General features: G+C 64.6%; 15 protein-coding genes, 1 tRNA gene and 1 pseudogene. 10 read left to right on the top strand and 7 right to left on the bottom strand.

Features of this window, described 5'->3' with window-relative positions:
• Window positions 1–42: 42 nt before the first annotated feature.
• From ACREBX_RS05100 to ACREBX_RS05090, 3 genes are read right to left on the bottom strand one after another with little or no spacing between them, the layout of a single operon-like run.
• Window positions 43–1287, bottom strand: coding sequence for a M24 family metallopeptidase (locus ACREBX_RS05100; RefSeq protein WP_431560681.1), 1245 nt, complete (start codon window positions 1285–1287; stop codon window positions 43–45).
• 14 nt (window positions 1288–1301) lie between these two features.
• Window positions 1302–2507 (bottom strand): exo-beta-N-acetylmuramidase NamZ family protein, encoded by a 1206-nt coding sequence (locus ACREBX_RS05095; RefSeq protein ID WP_431560669.1) that lies wholly within the window; start codon window positions 2505–2507, stop codon window positions 1302–1304.
• Window positions 2504–3052 (bottom strand): DOMON-like domain-containing protein, encoded by a 549-nt coding sequence (locus ACREBX_RS05090; protein WP_431560680.1) that lies wholly within the window; start codon window positions 3050–3052, stop codon window positions 2504–2506. Before ACREBX_RS05090 ends, ACREBX_RS05095 begins: the two co-directional genes overlap by 4 nt.
• Window positions 3053–3108: 56 nt before the next feature.
• On the opposite strand from ACREBX_RS05090, the gene tyrS reads away from it, so the two are divergent.
• Both tyrS and ACREBX_RS05080 read left to right on the top strand, forming a co-directional pair.
• On the top strand, window positions 3109–4335 hold the full coding sequence (gene tyrS / locus ACREBX_RS05085; RefSeq protein ID WP_431560668.1) for a tyrosine--tRNA ligase: 1227 nt from the start codon (window positions 3109–3111) through the stop codon (window positions 4333–4335).
• 74 nt (window positions 4336–4409) lie between these two features.
• A complete protein-coding gene (locus ACREBX_RS05080; protein ID WP_431560667.1) occupies window positions 4410–4751 on the top strand; it encodes a PilZ domain-containing protein in 342 nt (113 codons plus the stop codon).
• A gap of 148 nt (window positions 4752–4899) precedes the next feature.
• On the opposite strand, the gene recG is transcribed toward ACREBX_RS05080, so the two are convergent.
• The gene (gene recG, locus ACREBX_RS05075) at window positions 4900–6966 is read right to left on the bottom strand and encodes an ATP-dependent DNA helicase RecG (RefSeq protein ID WP_431560666.1); all 2067 of its coding nucleotides are present in this window, start codon (window positions 6964–6966) and stop codon (window positions 4900–4902) included.
• A 223-nt stretch (window positions 6967–7189) separates the two neighbouring features.
• Here recG and ACREBX_RS05070 point away from each other — a divergent pair, with 223 nt between their 5' ends.
• Window positions 7190–7450, top strand: coding sequence for a succinate dehydrogenase assembly factor 2 (locus tag ACREBX_RS05070; protein WP_431560665.1), 261 nt, complete (start codon window positions 7190–7192; stop codon window positions 7448–7450).
• Entirely contained in the window at window positions 7447–10941 is a 3495-nt protein-coding gene (gene mfd / locus ACREBX_RS05065; RefSeq protein ID WP_431560664.1) for a transcription-repair coupling factor, read from the top strand. Before ACREBX_RS05070 ends, mfd begins: the two co-directional genes overlap by 4 nt.
• Here mfd and ACREBX_RS05060 read toward each other — a convergent pair.
• Window positions 10938–12137, bottom strand: a complete 1200-nt coding sequence (locus ACREBX_RS05060; protein WP_431560663.1) for a GGDEF domain-containing phosphodiesterase — start codon at window positions 12135–12137, stop codon at window positions 10938–10940. The genes mfd and ACREBX_RS05060 overlap by 4 nt on opposite strands.
• Before the next feature lie 53 nt (window positions 12138–12190).
• Here ACREBX_RS05060 and moaA point away from each other — a divergent pair, with 53 nt between their 5' ends.
• The 3 genes from moaA (at window position 12191) to ACREBX_RS05045 (ending at window position 14185) form a co-directional block, all read left to right on the top strand.
• Window positions 12191–13213 carry a GTP 3',8-cyclase MoaA gene (gene moaA, locus ACREBX_RS05055; RefSeq protein ID WP_431560662.1) on the top strand — a complete coding sequence of 341 codons (1023 nt, stop codon included), beginning with the start codon at window positions 12191–12193 and terminating at the stop codon, window positions 13211–13213.
• Between the two features lie 43 nt (window positions 13214–13256).
• A complete protein-coding gene (locus ACREBX_RS05050) occupies window positions 13257–14027 on the top strand; it encodes an NAD kinase (RefSeq protein ID WP_336446996.1) in 771 nt (256 codons plus the stop codon).
• Window positions 14028–14110: 83 nt separating this feature from the next.
• Window positions 14111–14185: transfer RNA gene (locus ACREBX_RS05045), tRNA-Asn, on the top strand.
• Between the two features lie 228 nt (window positions 14186–14413).
• Here ACREBX_RS05045 and ACREBX_RS05040 read toward each other — a convergent pair.
• Window positions 14414–14809: a hypothetical protein gene (locus ACREBX_RS05040; protein ID WP_431560682.1), complete on the bottom strand. Its 396-nt coding sequence runs from the start codon at window positions 14807–14809 to the stop codon at window positions 14414–14416.
• Here ACREBX_RS05040 and ACREBX_RS05035 point away from each other — a divergent pair.
• Window positions 14711–15308, top strand: a pseudogene (locus ACREBX_RS05035) (IS5 family transposase); the annotation flags it as partial. The gene ACREBX_RS05040 and the pseudogene ACREBX_RS05035 overlap by 99 nt on opposite strands.
• A 255-nt stretch (window positions 15309–15563) precedes the next feature.
• Here the strand turns inward: ACREBX_RS05035 and ACREBX_RS05030 are convergent.
• Window positions 15564–16022: an Lrp/AsnC family transcriptional regulator gene (locus tag ACREBX_RS05030; RefSeq protein WP_431560661.1), complete on the bottom strand. Its 459-nt coding sequence runs from the start codon at window positions 16020–16022 to the stop codon at window positions 15564–15566.
• 184 nt (window positions 16023–16206) lie between these two features.
• On the opposite strand from ACREBX_RS05030, the gene ACREBX_RS05025 reads away from it, so the two are divergent.
• Both ACREBX_RS05025 and ACREBX_RS05020 read left to right on the top strand, forming a co-directional pair.
• Window positions 16207–16434 carry a DUF6356 family protein gene (locus tag ACREBX_RS05025; RefSeq protein WP_431560660.1) on the top strand — a complete coding sequence of 76 codons (228 nt, stop codon included), beginning with the start codon at window positions 16207–16209 and terminating at the stop codon, window positions 16432–16434.
• Between the two features lie 32 nt (window positions 16435–16466).
• On the top strand, window positions 16467–17471 hold the full coding sequence (locus ACREBX_RS05020) for a YeiH family protein (RefSeq protein ID WP_431560659.1): 1005 nt from the start codon (window positions 16467–16469) through the stop codon (window positions 17469–17471).
• Window positions 17472–17551: the final 80 nt, after the last annotated feature.

Raw genomic sequence — 17551 nt, 5'->3', positions numbered from 1 at the left:
CGCCGACGCCTTTCTTTCCCCTCCCTGAAAAGAAAGGGGGATCTATGCAAAAGGCCGGTCAATCGACGGCGGCGGCTCGCTAAACCATTTCGGCCCGCCGTCGGTCATATAGAAACAATCCTCGAGCCGGATGCCGAACTCGCCGGGGATATAGATGCCGGGTTCGTTCGAAAAACACATGCCGGGCGCGAGCGGCGTCGTTTCGCCATGCACCAGATTGACGGGCTCGTGCCCGTCGAGGCCGATACCGTGACCAGTGCGGTGCGAGGTGCCGGGCAGCTTGTAGCCCGGCCCCCAGCCGAGGCTCTGGTAATAGGCGCGAACCGCGTCATCGACCTGACCCGCAGGCGTGCCGAGCTTCGCGGCGGCAAAAGCAACGTCCTGCCCCTTGCGCATCTGATCCCAGACCTGCCGCTGGCGTGCGCTCGCCTTGCCGTAAACAAAACTGCGCGAAATGTCGGATTGATAGCCATGCACCGTCGCGCCGCAGTCCATCAACACGACCTCGCCGCTCTTCACCGCCTGCGGCTTGCCCGACCCGTGCGGATAGGCGCTCGCCTCGCCGAGCAGGATCAGCTCGAACTCGCTCTTGCCGCCGAGCGCCTCGGTCGCGCTTTTCATGATCGCGCCGATGTCGGCCGGGGTCATCCCTGCCTCGACCCGCGGCGCGGTGTGGCGATAGGCGGCGAGTGTGATGTCGGCCGCGATCTGCATCAGCGCGATTTCAGCGGGCGATTTGTGCATCCGGCAGCCGCGCACGACGGGCGCGCCGTTAACGACCGTCGCCCCCGGCATCGCTTTCTCGAGGCCATCGACCGCGAAATAGCGGACCGTTTCCTCGACCCCGATGCGCCCCCTGGTCACCCCGCGCTTGCCGAGCCACGCGGCGACCGCGGCAAGCGGGTTCTCATCCTCGTTCCACGTCAGCACCTCGGCCTCGATGCCGAGGCTCTCGCGCACCGACGGTTCTTCAAAGAAGGGCGTGACGATCGCGACTTCGCCCTCGCGCGTCAGCACCGCGGCCGTCAGCCGTTCGCTGCGCGACCAACGCACGCCGGTGAAATAGATCAGGCTCGATCCCGGCTCGATCAACAGCGCGCCGATGTCGTTGGCGCGCATCAGCTCCTTCGCCTTGGCGATCCGCGCCACGCGCTCGGCCTTGCCGATGGGAACGGCGCTGGCGGCAAGATTGGGAAGGCCGGCGGCATCGGCCGCAAACGCCGGCGCGGGTAAGGTCGCGGCAAGGCCAGCAAGCGTCGCCGTTCCCAGAAATTGCCGTCGGTGCATCATCGTCTCCTTCGTCAATAGATCAGCAGATCCGCAACCTCTTCGCGCCAGCCCGCCTCGTCGGGCTGCGCCAGCGCATCGAGATCGCCCGCCGCCGCGCCCGCATCGTCGACCCACTCGCGCAGCCCCGGGCCGCCGTTGATCACGTCGATCGCAAGTACGTCGTCAGTGTACTCATATTTGAAATCCTTGCCGCGCCAGATCGGATAGTCCGGATAGAGGCTGCGGATCGCCTTGAAGCCCAGCGCCTGCACGCGCCACGGCTGGAACGCCGCGTCATCATACCACGGCCCGTCGGCGTGGATATGGACGCCGCTGTTCAGCTGGCCGACATGCTTGTGAAAGGTCGGCTGGAACCAGATGTCGCGCAGCTTGCACCCACCGAGCCATTGCGGCGCGAGCCGCTGCATTTCGGCGATCGCCGCCTTGGCGTCGATGTCGGGCGCACCGAAGAGTTCGAGCGGGCGTGTCGTGCCCCTGCCCTCGCTGAGCGTCGCCCCCTCGACCATCACCGTGCCGGCATAGGCGCGCGCCATGTTGATATTCGCCGCATTGGGGCTGGGATTGATCCATACCCTGTCGGCCGGCCAGCCAAAGCCCGCGCCTTTCGGGTCCCAACCATCCATCTCGATGACGCGATAATCGACGTCGAGTCCGAAGTGGCGGATGAACCAATGCCCGATCTCGCCCATCGTCAGCCCGTGGCGCATCACCATCGGTCCCGCGCCGACGAAACTTTCCCAGCCGGGCTGAAGCAAGGTGCCCTCGACCGGGCGCCCCGCGGGGTTCGGCCGGTCGAGCACCCAAACCGCCTTGCCATGCTGCGCGGCCGCCTCAAGAATGTAGAGCAGGGTCGTTACATAGGTATAGATGCGGCAGCCAAGGTCCTGCAGATCGACCAGCATCACGTCGAAAGTGTGCATCGACTGGCCGCTCGGCCGCCGAACCTCACCGTACAGGCTGAACACCGGCATGCCGTACGTCGGATCGGTGAAGTCGGGCGACTCCATCATATTGTCCTGAAGGTCGCCGCGCACGCCGTGCTGCGGTCCGAACACCGCGGTCATATCGAGCCCCGCCGCGACGAGCGCGTCGAGGCTGTGCGTCAGGTCGGCGGTGACCGATGCGGGGTGCGCGAGCAGCGCGACGCGCTTTCCTTCGAGCGGTTTGCGCAAGGCCGGATCGGCGAGCAGGCGGTCGATGCCGAATTGGACAGTCATGCCGCGTCGGGTGCCCCAAGCGTGAGCGCAAAGCAATCGGGATGATGGAAGTCGGGCTTGCCCGGCGGGTGTGCGAGCGCCCAATAGCTTTTGGTGCCGTCGAGTTCCTCGATCACCGCCGACAGCGCGAGCTTGGCGCCATTGTCGGGGAAAATCCCCGGCTCGACGCGCAGCGCATAGCTGTGATCGCCCTTCTCCGCCGCCATTTCCCATGGCGCAAGGTCGTCCGAGCGCAGCAGCGAGCGATAATCGTCGAACTGGTAACAGGCCCAGCGGCCGTCGGGCGAATAGTTGAACTCGGTGTAATCGGGATCGCCTTCTTCGGTCAGGAACGCCTCGAAGCAGGTGCTTTCCCACAGGCCGTCGGTCGCGCTGTCTGCGATCACGAGTTCGCCCTGCCCGTCGGGCAGCACCAGTGCGGCGATCGCGCCGTCGACGATGAAGCGCAGGGCAAAACCGTCCTCGAACGACAGGCTGACCTCGACCGCCACGGCGCGCACGGCCTTGCCCGGCGTGCCCGGGTGGCAGATCAGCTCTTTGCGCATGCTATCCAAATATCAAACCCCATGCTAAGCGCCCCCCGCCTTTAAAGAGACCCGCTATGACGAACTATAAATCCGACCTGCTGCGCCTGCTCGATGAGCGAGGCTATATCCATCAGACGACCGACGCGGAAGGGCTCGATGCGCTTGCCGCCAAACAGGTCGTCCCGGGATATATCGGCTTCGACGCGACCGCGCCCAGCCTGCATGTCGGCAGCCTCGTCCAGATCATGATGCTGCGCCGCCTGCAACAGACCGGGCACAAGCCCGTCGTGCTGATGGGCGGCGGGACGACGCGGATCGGCGATCCGACGGGGCGCGACGAAAGCCGCAAGATGCTGTCGGACGCGACGATCGCGGCAAACATCGCGTCGATCTTCAGCATCTTTCAGCAATATCTGACCTTCGGCGACGGTCCGACCGACGCAGTGATGGTCGACAACCAGGACTGGCTCGGCCAGCTCGGTTACATCGAATTGCTGCAGGAAGTCGGTACGCATTTCACGATCAACCGCATGATGACCTTTGATTCGGTCAAACTGCGGCTCGAACGCGAGCAGCCGATGACCTTCCTCGAATTCAACTACATGATCCTTCAGGGCTATGATTTCCGCCACCTGTCGAAAGACATGAATGTGCGGCTCCAGATGGGCGGATCGGATCAGTGGGGCAATATCGTCAACGGGATGGAGCTTGGCCGCCGCATGGACGGCGCCGATCTCTACGGTCTCACGACTCCGCTGCTCACCACCGCCGCGGGCGCCAAAATGGGCAAAACCGCTGCCGGCGCGGTGTGGCTTAATCCCGAACAACTGTCCCATTTTGACTATTGGCAATATTGGCGCAACTGCGACGACCGCGACGTCGGCAAGTTCCTGAAGCTGTTCACCGACCTGCCGCTGGACGAGATCGCACGGCTCGAAGCGCTCGAAGGCGCGGAGATCAACGAGGCGAAGAAGATCCTCGCGAACGAAGCGACCGCGATGTGCCGCGGCGAGGACGCCGCGAAGGCTGCCGCCGAGACCGCGACGCAAACCTTTGAAAAGGGACAGATAGGCGGCGACCTTCCGCAGGCCGTCGCGCCCGCCGAGGGGATCAGCATCGTCGATGCGCTGCGCGAACTCGGCTTCGCAGGCTCGAACAAGGAGGCGCGCCGCAAGCTCGACGAGGGCGCGGTGAAGGTCGATGGCACCGTCGTTCGCGACCCGCAGCACCTGATCCAGCCCGGCGCAGACCCTGTTCCGCTGAGCCTCGGCTCAAAAAGACATGGCCTTGTGACTCGGTAACGCTCACAAACGCATTTACGACTTCTTCAGCAATCGGATGGATCGTCATGGCTAAATCAACAAGGTCCACGAACATGCGCAAGATTGACACCAGCAAGGCCCATTATGTCGGCCTCGACCAGCGGATCGCTCCGCGTAGCGACGTCTATTGCCGCCTGCCCTTCGTCATGCCCGACGGACGGCAGGAAATGTGCACCTGCGTCAACATCAGCGCCGACGGTATGTTGATGCGCTTCGAACGCGGACTGGAGATCGGCGACCTCGTCGTTTTCCGCATGCCGATCATCGGCCGCACGTCGGCGAAAGTCGTCTGGTCGCTCGCCGGCAAGACCGGTGTGCAGTTCGACAAGTCGATCTCGGTCGAAGATTATCTGCCGATGATCCGCGCCATGGGCGCGCGCGGCGACCTTAACTAAGTCAACGCTTGAGGCGTGAACTACTTTCCCTTCCCGCAGGCGGGAGGGGCAGCGAGACTTGCGGGCTCGCCCGCTAGTCGCAGCGGGGTGGGCAATCGATAGGTCGCTGCCCCACCCCCAACCCCTCCCGCCTGCGGGAGGGGAGCGATCATCCACTCCGCATCAGCGGCACCGCCGCATCGCGTTCGAACAGATAGAGGCAGAGGCGCACCGGCTCGGCGCGCGCACCTTCCATCCCGCCATCGCGCTCGACGAACAGCCGCGCATCGTCGTGCGCGACCGGCAGCAGCCGGACGAGCTGTTCGGGCGTCGCAAGCCGGTAATCGGCATCGCCCGACTGTTTGAGCCCGAGCAACTCGCCGCCGCCGCGCAGTTCGAGATCCTTTTCGGCAATCACGAAACCGTCGTTCGTATCGCGCATCAGCGTGAGCCGCTCACGCGCGGTCTCGGAAAGATTCTGCGAGCGGAGCAGCAGGCAGACCGACTTCGCCGTGCCGCGCCCGACGCGGCCGCGCAGCTGGTGGAGCTGCGCGAGGCCAAAGCGGTCGGCGTGCTCGACGATCATCAGGCTGGCGGCGGGCACATCGACCCCGACCTCGATCACCGTCGTCGCGACGAGGACGCCGATCTCGCCCGCCTGGAAGCGCGCCATGACGTCATCCTTCTCGGGTCCCTTCATCCGCCCATGCACCAGCCCGACGCGGCTTTCGCCCAGCCGGGCACGTAGCAAGGCTGCACGCTCCTCGGCCGCCGCCAGTTCGCTGATCTCGCTTTCGGCGACGAGCGGGCATACCCAATAGGCTTGCGCGCCGCTCGCCAGATGCCGGTCGAGCCCGTCGACCACCTCGTCCAGCCGGTCGACCGAAACGACGCGCGTATCGACCGGCGTGCGCCCCGGCGGCATCTCGTCGATTTGCGAAACGTCCATTTCGCCATGATTGGCGAGTTGCAGCGTGCGCGGGATCGGCGTCGCGGTCATGACAAGCAGGTGCGGCGGACGCGCCGCCTTTTGCGTGAGCATCAACCGCTGTGCGACGCCGAAGCGATGCTGCTCATCGACAACGACGAGCGCGAGATCCTTGTACGTCACGGCCTGCTGGAAGATCGCGTGGGTGCCGACAAGGATGTCGATGCTGCCGTCGGCAAGCCCCATCAGCGTCGATTCGCGCGCCCTTCCCTTGTCGCGCCCGGTGAGGATCGCGAGGTTGACCGGCAGGCCGGCGAGCATCCGCTGCAATGTCGCAAAATGCTGGCGCGCCAATATCTCGGTCGGGGCGAGCAGCGCCGCTTGCGTCCCCGCCTCGACCGCCGCCAGCATCGCGCGCAAGGCGACGAGCGTCTTGCCCGATCCGACGTCGCCCTGCAGCATCCGCAGCATCGGCGTATCCTGCGCCATATCGCCCGCAATCTCGCGCCCCACGCGCTCCTGCGCGCCCGTCAGCCCGAACGGCAGCTTCAGCGCATCGGTCAGCCGCCCGTCGCCGACGATCGCCCGGCCCTTGCGCGTCCGAAGCCCCTGCCGGATCAGCATCAGCGCAACCTGGCTCGCGAAAATCTCGTCATAAGCGAGCCGGTCGCGCGCCGCCTCGTCGCGCGGGCTGGCGTGCGCACGCGCCATCGCCTCGCGCCATGCCGGCCAGTTCCGGCTGGCCAGCAAGGGCGCGTCGATCCATTCGGCCAGCTCGGGCCGCCGTTCGAGCGCGACCTGCCCCAGCTGCGACAGCCGCGCGTTGGTCAGACCCTCGGTCAGCGGATAGACGGCCTCATGCTCTGCGATCCCCGCTTCGTCGCCGGGTTCGACGACCTGATCGGGGTGCACGATCTGGCGCATGTCGCCATAGAGGTCGAGCCGGCCCGACACCCGGCGTTTCTCGCCCAGAGGAAAGAGCTTGCGCGCCAGCCCCGAGGTGCGGCCGAAATAGACGAGCCGCACATGATCGCCCGCATCGTCGAACGCTTCGACCCCGAACGGCGCGCGCGGGCTGCGACCGGCGCGGTAATCCTGCGCGGTCAGTTCGACGATGATCGTCTGCCCGGCCTGCGCCTGATCGAGCCGCTCGACCGGAAAGCGCGAGATCAATCCCGTTGGCAAATGGAACAGTATATCGACGACGCGCTCCAGCCCCAGCCGCGTCAGCGGCTTGGCAAGCTGCGGACCGACGCCTTTCAGATCGGTGAGCGCGGCAAAGAGCGGATTGAGTATCTCGGGTCGCATGGCTAGGGCTGTCTAGCGCGGGCCTTTCCAACTTGCACCACTCCTCTCCCCTTGCGGGAGAGGAAGCGAGACTTGCCCCGGGCTTGCCCGGGGCTTAGTCGCAGCTGGAGAGGGGTCTGCGCTCGCCATGCGAGCGCGCACCCTCTTCCAACTTCGCCTAACCGCTCCGCGGCAAGGCTTCGTATCCTTCTCCCGTCAAGGGAGAAGGAATAAAGAGAAACCGATGACCAATCGCCTCAAACGCCTGAAATTCCGTGCCTGGCACCGCGGCACGCGCGAGGCCGATTATATGATCGGCGGCTTCTTCGACCGCTATTCGGCCGAATGGGGCAAAGCGGAACTCGACTGGTACGAAGCCGTTGTCGAGGAGGATGACGTCGACATCATGGCGTGGGCGCTCGGCACCGGTCAACCACCCGCGCATCTCGATCGACCGGAGATGATCGCCGCAATGCGCCGCCTGGACTATATCCCGCTGCCATGACCATCCCCGCCGCCGACATTTTTGCCGCCATCGGATCGGCGTCGGCGCCGCTGACGCTGGCGCGCACCGCCGACGGCTTCCTGCCGCTGCTGCTCGCCGATCTGGCGCGGGCGAGCGACAAGCGCCTCGTCTATGTCGCGACCGACGATACGGCGATGCAGGCGATTGCCGATGCGGCGCCTTTCTTTGCGCCCGACCTGATCGTCCATCGTTTTCCGGCGTGGGACTGCCTGCCCTATGACCGCGCCGGCCCGTCGATGCGCGTTAGCGCCGACCGGCTTGCGACGCTCTCCGCGCTGCAACAACCAGCGAAACGCGGCGAACTGATCCTCACCACCGTCGCGGCGATCACCCAGCGCACATTGACGCCGTTCCGTATTCGCCAGCTCGCGACGACGCTCGCGGCGGGGCAGCGGATCGACCGCGACGCGCTCGCCGAACTGCTCGTCTCGAACGGCTTCAGCCGCGTCGACACCGTCGCCGATCAGGGCGAGTTCGCGGTCCGCGGCGGCATTCTCGACCTGTTCCCCGCGGGCGAGGAAACCGGGCTGCGCGTCGATTTCTTCGGCGACGAGATCGAGAGCATTCGCCGCTTCGACCCCGCCGACCAGCGCAGCCTCGGCCCCGCCAAGGCATTGCAGCTTCTCCCGGCGTCCGAAACTTTGCTCGATGAGGCGACGATCAAGCGCTTCCGCTCGGCCTATCGCGACCTGTTCGGCGGGCAGTCGACGGGCGATCCGCTCTATCAGGCGGTGAGCGAGGGCCGGCGGCAGGCGGGCATGGACCATTGGCTGCCGCTGTTCGAGGAACGGCTCGCGACCTTGTTCGACCATATCGACCCGGCGACCCCGGTGCTGCGCGGCCATCGCACCGAAGCGACCGCCGAGACGCGCTTCGCCGCGATCACCGACTATCACGCCAACCGCGTCGCCGCCGAACGCGAATCGCCGGGCAGCTATCGCCCGCTGGCGCCCGAGACGCTGTACCTGACGACAAGCGAATGGGCCGGAGCCTCGTCGGATCGCCCGATCCATATCGTCACCCCGTTCGACGTTCCGCCCGCCACGACGGTCGTCGACCTCGAAACTTTCACGGCGCGCGATTTCACCCCCGAACGCACCGCCGACCTCAATGTTTACGACAAGGTCGCCGATCACCTGTCGGACGAGCGCCGCAAGGGCCGGCGCACGATCATCGCCAGCTATTCGGGCGGCGCACGCGAGCGCCTCTCCGGATTGCTCCGCGACCATGGCGTCACCTCGCTCGCGCCCGCCGACAGCTGGCAGGACGCGCTCGGCACCGCCTCGGCGACAAGCGGCGGTGCGACCGCGATGGTCGTCCTCCCGCTCGACCACGGCTTCGCATCTGACGCGATCAGCCTGCTCACCGAACAGGACATCCTCGGCGAGCGTCTCGTCCGCCGCCAGAAACGCCGCAAGAGCGCGGATGCCTTCCTCGCCGAACTCGCGACGCTCAGCGTCGGCGACCTCGTCGTCCATCTCGATCACGGCATCGGGCGCTATGAGGGGCTGACCCAGATTCCCGTCGGGAGCAGCCCGCACGACTGCGTCGCACTCACTTATTCGGGCGGCGACAAGCTCTATGTCCCGGTCGAGAATCTCGACGTCCTCTCGCGCTACGGCGGCGAAAGCGACGGTGTTGGCCTCGACAAGCTCGGCGGCGAGGCATGGCAGCGCCGCAAGGCGCGGATGAAGGAGCGCATCCGCGAGATCGCGGGCGAGCTGCTCGCGACCGCGGCGCAGCGGGCCTTGCGTTCGGGCGAGTTGCTCGCACAGGACGCCGCCTATCCCGCCTTCGCCGACCGCTTTCCCTATCAGGAAACCGACGACCAGGACCGCGCGATCGGCGATGTGCTCGCCGACATGGCGTCGGGCCGCCCGATGGACCGGCTCGTCTGCGGCGACGTCGGCTTCGGCAAGACCGAGGTCGCGCTGCGTGCCGCCTTCGTCGCCGCGATGGCAGGAGTTCAGGTCGCGGTCGTCGTGCCAACCACGCTACTCGCGCGCCAGCATTACACGAATTTCGTCGAGCGTTTCAAAGGCTTCCCGGTCAACATCGGTCGCCTGTCGCGCCTCGTCCCCGCCGGCGAAGCGCAGAAGACACGCGATGGCCTGTCGAGTGGACACATCGACATCGTCGTCGGCACGCACGCCGTCATCGCGAAATCGGTCGAGTTCAAGAATCTCGGCCTCGTCATCGTCGACGAGGAACAGCGTTTCGGCGTCGTCCACAAGGAGCGGCTGAAGCAGCTCAAGACCGACGTCCACGTCCTGACCCTCACCGCGACCCCGATCCCGCGCACGCTCCAGATGGCGATGTCGGGCCTGCGCGAACTCAGCGTCATCCAGACGCCGCCGGTCGATCGCCTCGCGGTGCGCACTTATGTCGCGCCGTGGGATGCCGTGGTGCTCCGCGAAGCCCTGCTGCGCGAACATGATCGCGGCGGGCAAAGCTTCTTCGTCGTGCCGCGGATCAAGGATCTGCCCGACATCGAGGAATTCCTGCGCAATCGCGTGCCCGAAATCAAATATGTCGTCGCGCATGGTCAGATGACCCCCACCGAGGTCGAGGACCGGATGAGCGCCTTCTACGACCGCAAATATGATGTGCTGCTGTCGACGACGATCGTCGAGAGCGGGCTCGACATTCCGAGCGCCAACACGCTGGTCATCCACCGCGCCGACCGCTTTGGCCTCGCACAGCTTTACCAGCTGCGCGGGCGCGTCGGGCGCGCCAAGACCCGCGCCTATGCCTATCTCACGACCCCCGAGCATGGCGCGATCACCGACACTGCCGAAAAGCGGCTCAAGCTGCTTGGCGATCTCGACACGCTGGGTGCGGGCTTCCAGCTCGCGAGCCACGATCTCGACATCCGCGGCGCGGGCAATCTCGTCGGCGATGAACAGTCGGGGCATATCCGCGAAGTCGGCTTCGAACTCTATCAATCGATGCTCGAGGACGCGATCCTCGTCGCCAAGGCCGAAGGCGCCGGAAAGCTGCCCCCGCGCGAAGCCCTGTCGCCCACCATCACCGTCGACGCGCCGATCCTGATCCCCGAGGATTATGTTCCCGACCTGCCGCTACGGATGGCACTCTATCGCCGCCTCAACGACGCCGGCGATCGCCCGGCGCTCGACGCCTTCGCGGCCGAGATGATCGACCGCTTCGGCCCGCTGCCGCCCGAGACCGCCAACCTTGTCCAGTTGATGGAGATCAAGGCGAATGCGAAGCTGGCGGGCATCGCCAAGCTCGACGTCGGGACGAAGGGCGCGCTTATCAGCTTCCACGGCGACCAGTTCGCGAATGTCCCCGGCCTGATCGCCTATGTCGAACGGCTGAAAGGCCGCGCGCGTCTCCGCCCCGACAACAAGCTGTCGATCAGCGGCGACTGGGTCAGCACCGGCGCACGTCTCAACGGCGCGCTGCAGCTATCGAAGGGGTTGGGCAAGCTGGCGAAACAGGTCGCTTAGGTGTCCATCAACGCCAGCAACTGATCCGCCGGCACCGGCCCCGACTTCAAGAACCCCTGCCAGGTCGCAACCCCCAGCTCGGTCAATCGAGCAAGCTGGCGCTCATTCTCGATCCCCTCGGCTACCACGAGCAGCCCCAGCGCGCGCGCCAGGTCGACGATCGCGCGCACGACGATGCGGTCACGGTCGCTGCCGTCGATCGTGCGGGTAAAGCCGCTGTCGATCTTGAGATAATCGATCGGCAGCCGCGCGAGCAGCGACAGGCTGGAATAGCCGGTGCCGAAATCGTCGATCGCGACCGCGACGCCGAGCGCGCGGATTTGTGCCAGCTGGTCGGCGGCGCTCGCGGGGTCGCTCAGCATCGCCTGTTCGGTCAGCTCGAGCGTCAGCCGGTCGGGATCGATCTTCGCGGCCTTTGCCATCGCAGCGAAGCGACCGGCAAATTCGGGATCGCCCAGATCGGCGGCGGTGATGTTGAGCGAGACGCGCAGCTTCGCGAGCGCCTTCGGCCAGGTCGCCATTTCGGCGAGCGCGACGCGGTGCGCATGTTCGGTGAGCTCGCATTCGAGCCGCGCGGCGCGCGCGGCGGTCACCAGCGGCCCGGCGCCGAGCAGGCCGAGCTCGGGATGCTGCCAGCGCAGCAGCGCCTCCACCCCGGTCATCTCGCCGGTCGCAACGTCATATTGCGGCTGGTAATGGATCACGACCTCGTTCTGCGACAGCGCGGCATGGACCATCACCCCGTCGCGGGCAGACGCCGGCCGCGCCAGCTGATCGCACGCCGCACCCAATTGCTCGCCCACCGAATCATCACGCGTGATCAGCGCCGCGGCGATGCGGATCGACAGGCGGCCGTTCGGATCGCCGACGATCGGTTCGGCGAGCGCAACATGGAGCGCGCGCTCCTGCGCGCGCAGCGCGCCGAGCGACATCGGTGTCGACGGGACGATCAGGAAACGCGGGCCGTCGAGCCGGTCGACGCACGAACCCTGCCCGAATTCGTCGCTCGCGAAATTTTCCAGCCGCCGCCCGATTTCGTCGAGCACCGAATCGCCCGTTGCCGTCCCCGCGCTGTTGTTGATGCGCGCCATCTGGTCGACCTGGACCAGGATGACGCCGGCGTCGGCATCATATCGTGCGTGCAGGGCTTCGAGTTTGCGGGCGCAGGCGGAAAGGGTCTCGGACAGGCGATTCATCGCATTCCCCTAGCAGGCTTTGCTTGCCAAACGCTTCCCTTTTGCAGCACAATATGCGCGTGGCTGCCACATTATCCCAACATGCCGTATCGACGGCGCCCTTGATCGACGGCATTGGCCGTCGGATCAGCTACTTGCGCCTTTCGGTCACCGATCGCTGCGACCTGCGCTGCCGCTATTGCATGGCCGAAGACATGACCTTCCTGCCCAAATCGGCGGTGCTCAGCATAGAGGAAATGGGCGAAATTGCCGAGCGCTTCGTTGCGCGCGGGATTCGGCGCATCCGCCTGACCGGCGGCGAACCACTGGTTCGGCGCGGAATCGACACGCTCGCGATGCGATTGGGGGCGATGATCGGCCGCGGCCTCGACGAACTGACCCTCACCACCAACGCGATGCGGCTGGCCGAGCATGCGCCGATGCTGGCCGCGGCGGGGGTGCGCCGCATCAATGTCAGTCTCGACACGCTCGACCCCGGGGCCTTTCGCCATATCACCCGCGTCGGCGACCTTGCCGTCGCGCTGCGCGGCATCGATGCGGCGCGCGCCGCCGGGCTGGCGGTCAAGATCAACATGGTCGCGCTCGCCGGACTCAACGAACATCAGCTCGCCCCGATGCTCGATTATTGCGCCGCAAACGGCTGCGACCTCACGCTCATTGAAACGATGCCGCTCGGCGAGGTCGAGAACGACCGCAGCGATCATTATATCCCGCTTCACCAGTTTATCGCGCCGCTTCGCGAAGCCCGCGCCATCTATCCGGTCGACAAGCGCACCGGCGGCCCGGCGCGCTATTTCGCGGTCGAGAACAGCCCGGTGACGCTCGGGCTGATCACCCCGCTCAGCGACAATTTCTGCGCGACGTGCAACCGCATCCGCCTGACCGTCGAGGGCCGCGTCTATATGTGCCTCGGGCAGGACGATCATGTCGATCTGCGCGCGAGCTTGCGCGAGGGCGGCGATGTCGACGGGTTGATTGATGCGGCATTGGCTGGCAAACCGCGCGCGCATGACTTTCATATCGATGGAAAGTCCAAACCGGCGGTCGCGCGTCATATGAGTGCAACGGGCGGCTGACACGTCGTCCCGTTATTTGAAGGCACGGGGGAACCGGACCAATATGCATCGCAAGATTGCGCTCGTCGCATCGAACGCGCCCGCGGCCATGGAGGCGGAAGCCGAACTGCGCCCGCTTTATGACTTTGTCGACCTGAACGAAGCCGACCTGCTGATCGCGCTCGGCGGCGACGGCTTTCTGCTTCACATGCTGCACCAGTTGCTCGACCAGCGGCGCAGCATGCCCGTGTTCGGCATGAACCGCGGCACGATCGGCTTTTTGATGAACGAGTTCCGGATCGAAGGGCTGGTCGACCGGCTCGCCGCCGCGCGCCCTTTCCTGATCCATCCTTTGTCGGGCGACATCACGACGATCAGCGGCGAGCGCCACATCCTGCCCGCGATCAACGAGATTTCGCTGCTGCGTGAAACGCGCCAGGCGGCAAAGCTCGAAGTAATGATCAACGAAAAAACGATGCTCGAGGAACTGGCGTGCGACGGCGTGCTCGTGTCGACCCCGGCCGGATCGACCGCCTATAACCTCAGCGCCAACGGCCCCATCCTGCCGCTCGAATCCGAAATGCTCGCGCTCACGCCGATCAGCCCCTTCCGCCCCCGCCGCTGGCGCGGCGCGCTGGTTCCCGAATCGACGAGCATCCGCTTCAATGTCCGCGAGGCCGCGAAACGCCCGGTCAGCGCGGTCGCCGACCAGCGCGAGATCCGCGATGTGAAGACGGTTTTGGTCACCACCGACCGCAGCCGGCCGCTGACTTTGCTGTTCGATCCCGACCAAGGGCTCGACGAACGCATCGCGATGGAACAATTTATCGTCTGAGAGTCACAAAAGCCTGCAAAAGCCCCTTGATAAATATGTCGGTTGGCGGCAAAGGGGCCGCCTTGTCCGCGTCGGCGGCGTGTTCCTCGGTAGCTCAGTGGTAGAGCAATCGACTGTTAATCGATCGGTCGTAGGTTCGAATCCTACCCGGGGAGCCATTTCCTACTTTTTGACGTGTTTGCGTCCAAACCTGCCCGCGAGCTCCTCGCGAGGCAAACTTTTAACAATAATATCAACGGGCTTACGGAAGGTCGCGGCCACCTCTCCACCCTTGTAAGTGCAGTTCGATAGTATGTGGTTGAGGATGTTCCTCTTGGCGGCGAAGTCGGCCTCGGCGAACATCCGCTTCGCGTCCTTTGCGATTCCTAATAGGGCAATGCCATCGTCTATGTAGCATCATCAGCTACGGTGAGACGATCCAGTTCCCGGGCGAGACTCCGCTGGTCCTCGCGAAAGTCCTCAGTGATTCGGTTGAACAGGTCACCGTCGATCTTCCCATCAATATGATCGATATAATCCTGCTTCATTCGTTCGCGGATGTCGTCCTGATCGCGACGCAGCCGGTCAAGCACACGGGCATGCTCCGATGCAACCACCATGAATTTCTCGGATGACTTCGAATCCGGCGAGAGCACCACGCCCTCTTTCACTAGGTGGACGTCGATGTCGAAGTCGTCGAGCGTCCTTGGCGCGACACGCACGAGCGCTACGGCCAGTGGAGCTCGGTCTATGTCCGGTTCCGGCGCTGGGCTGAGCAAGGCGTCTGGGATGCCCTGCTGCAAAAACTGGTCGATCTGGGGTTAACCGACGACTGGCCGCACATGATCGACAGCACCAGTGTTCGCGGCCATGTCTCGGCAGCGGGCGGAAAAGGGGGGCTTGTGCGCAGGCTTTTGGTCGATCACGCGGCGGCTTTACGAGCAAAGTCCACGCCCGCTGTGACAATCAGGGACTCCCTATCGGCTTCATCCCGACCGGCGGCGAAGCATCGGACTATGCGGCCGCCGACGGCCTAATGGCCCTGCCATTGCCCAGGCCCAAGGCACTGCTGGCCGACAAGGGTTATGACGGCGACAGGTTCCGGGAAAGCCTACACATGCGCGGCATATTGCCCATCATCCCGCCCCGCGCGAACCGAAAGTCCCGGCCCATCCCGACTATCGTCGCTACAGGGATCGCAACCGCGTCGAGCGCATGTTCGGAAAGCTGAAACAACAACGCCGCATAGCAACGCGTTACGGCAAGACCGTCCTGTCCTTCGAGAGCTTCCTTAACCTCGCCACTCGCTTGAGTTCGCGCACCGATCCGACTCCGGATCGCCATATTACCGCTTCCGGCGATAGAAAGTCCGTTCCGACATCGCGATCTAGCGGTTCAGATCCGCCACCGGAAGCGCCAATTCCACCTGTCTCAGCACGGCGACCATCTGCTCCGTGGGCAACCGCCGCTTCATAATCGACGCACCCCCTCCAATAGGAAAATCCGTTGAGGTCAGGAAAAATGGAACGATACCCGATTCCTTTCTCGCCGAACCTTTCATTGCGGCAGCGGCAGCAGCGTCGTGTATTTGATCTGCTCCATGGCGAACGACGAGCTAACATCGAACAGCTGGGCGCTACGAATGAGTTTGCGATAGATGCGATCATAATCGCCAATATCGCTGCAAACCACCTTCAGCAGATAGTCGGTGTCACCGCTCATACGGTAGAATTCGACGACTTCCGGGAATGCCGCGACGCGTTCGGCAAATTCGCGAAGCCACGCTTCATCGTGACGACTGGTTTTGATGGAGACGAACACCGTCACCCCCAACCCCAGCTTTTCGCGATCGAGCAGCGTAACCCGGCCAACAATATAGCCATCGTTTTCAAGCCGCCTGACGCGCTTCCAGCAAGGCGTTTGGGAAAGGCCGATCCGTTCCGAGAGCGATGCGAGCGATATCGTCGCATCTTCTTGCAACACGATCAATATTTTCTGGTCGAATCGGTCAAGCATGGACGCCAATTTCCCTTGTCGATGGGCGACACTAAAGTCTCTACAACTTTGCCCGTTTCGGAATAAAATATTCTCACAGAACGATATTTGATAGAACAATCTCATTGTATAGATCGCATTTCATAGAAAATGGAGAAATTAATTCTCACGCCACACGCCTATCCTTTCCGCAGAGGAGACGAGCGTGTTGCGCAAATTATTTACCGAGCATCCGGCCACCGTCGGAGAATCCTATTTCCGGCATTTCAGCGAGGCCGCGAGCTTTTCGGGCGCGATGCTGGTCGGCTCGATCGCCTGTCTGATCCACGCGCTCGTACCAGGTTTGTGTGTTCGGACCGGCAGCGGCATCATCGCGAAACTCCACGACCGAATGATCGTCAACCGCGCACCGCGACGATCGATCGGCGAGTGAGAGCGCATAAAGCCGCGGTCGCGTACAAGTCCATGACCCGCCAGCGCTGGCTTGAATTCGGCATCGGCGCCGCCGCCTGCGTCGCGATCGCATCCATTTCCATGACGACCTATCAATTCACGGCGGTTCCGGCCGTATTGGCTGCGCTGGTCATCGGCATGGCGACGAGGCGATCAGGCGTCGAGCGATATGCCGCCGGGGGCATCGACTTTTGCGCCCGCACTTTGCTGCGTATCGGCGTGGCGCTGATCGGGGCGCGGCTCTCGATCACCCAGGTGATGGGCCTCGGATGGCATGTCGCTGCAATTGCGGTCGGCGCAGTTTGCGTGACCCTCGTCGGCGGCACGATCGTCGCGCGGATCGTCGGCCTGACTCCCGCGAGAAGCCTCCTTTCGGCCGGTTCGGTCGGCATCTGCGGCGCGTCAGCCGCGCTCGCGGTCTCCGCCGTGTTGCCAAACACGCCCGAGCGCCAACGCGAAACGGTGTTCACCATCGCGGCCGTCACAACCTTGAGCACCGTGGTGATGGTCGCGTATCCGCTGCTGAGCAAGTGGCTTGGCCTCAACGATGTCCAGGCGGGCGTATTCTTTGGCACCGCGATCCACGACGTCACGCAGGTGATCGGCGCGGGGGCGCTCGTATCGCCCGAGGCGACCGTCACCGCCACCGCGACAAAATTGATCCGCGTCGCCTGCCTTGCGCCCGCCGCCGCCCTGATCGGCCTGTGGATCGCGCGCAGCCCCCGCAACGGTGCTGCAGGCGCCGCACCCCCGCTCCTGCCCGGTTTCCTGATCGGATTTATCGCTATTGCGGCAGCCGCGAATTCGGGTGTGCTGGGTCCGGCCGTCATCGACGCACTGGCGGCGGGCGCCACTTTCTGCCTGGTCACCGCAACGGCCGCCTTGGGGCTTAAGACCTCGATACACGAACTGACAGGTGCGGGATGGCGCCCGCTCGTCGCCATCGTCGCCCAGACATTGCTAATCGGAACTTACGCGCTTGCGGCCGTCTGGTGGATGACCGGTTCCGCACGCTGAATATGGGGTAGAGGAATGTTTGAAACTGCTACGCGTTTGCCGGTCGACGCGCTGATGGAAGTCGGCGCGCTCATGCGCGC

The sequence above is a fragment of the Sphingopyxis sp. genome, from assembly GCF_050725655.1.
Classification (GTDB): Bacteria; Pseudomonadota; Alphaproteobacteria; order Sphingomonadales; family Sphingomonadaceae; genus Sphingopyxis.
Note: the sequence above shows the minus strand (reverse complement) of the source record. Positions and strands in the feature narration are given on the sequence as shown.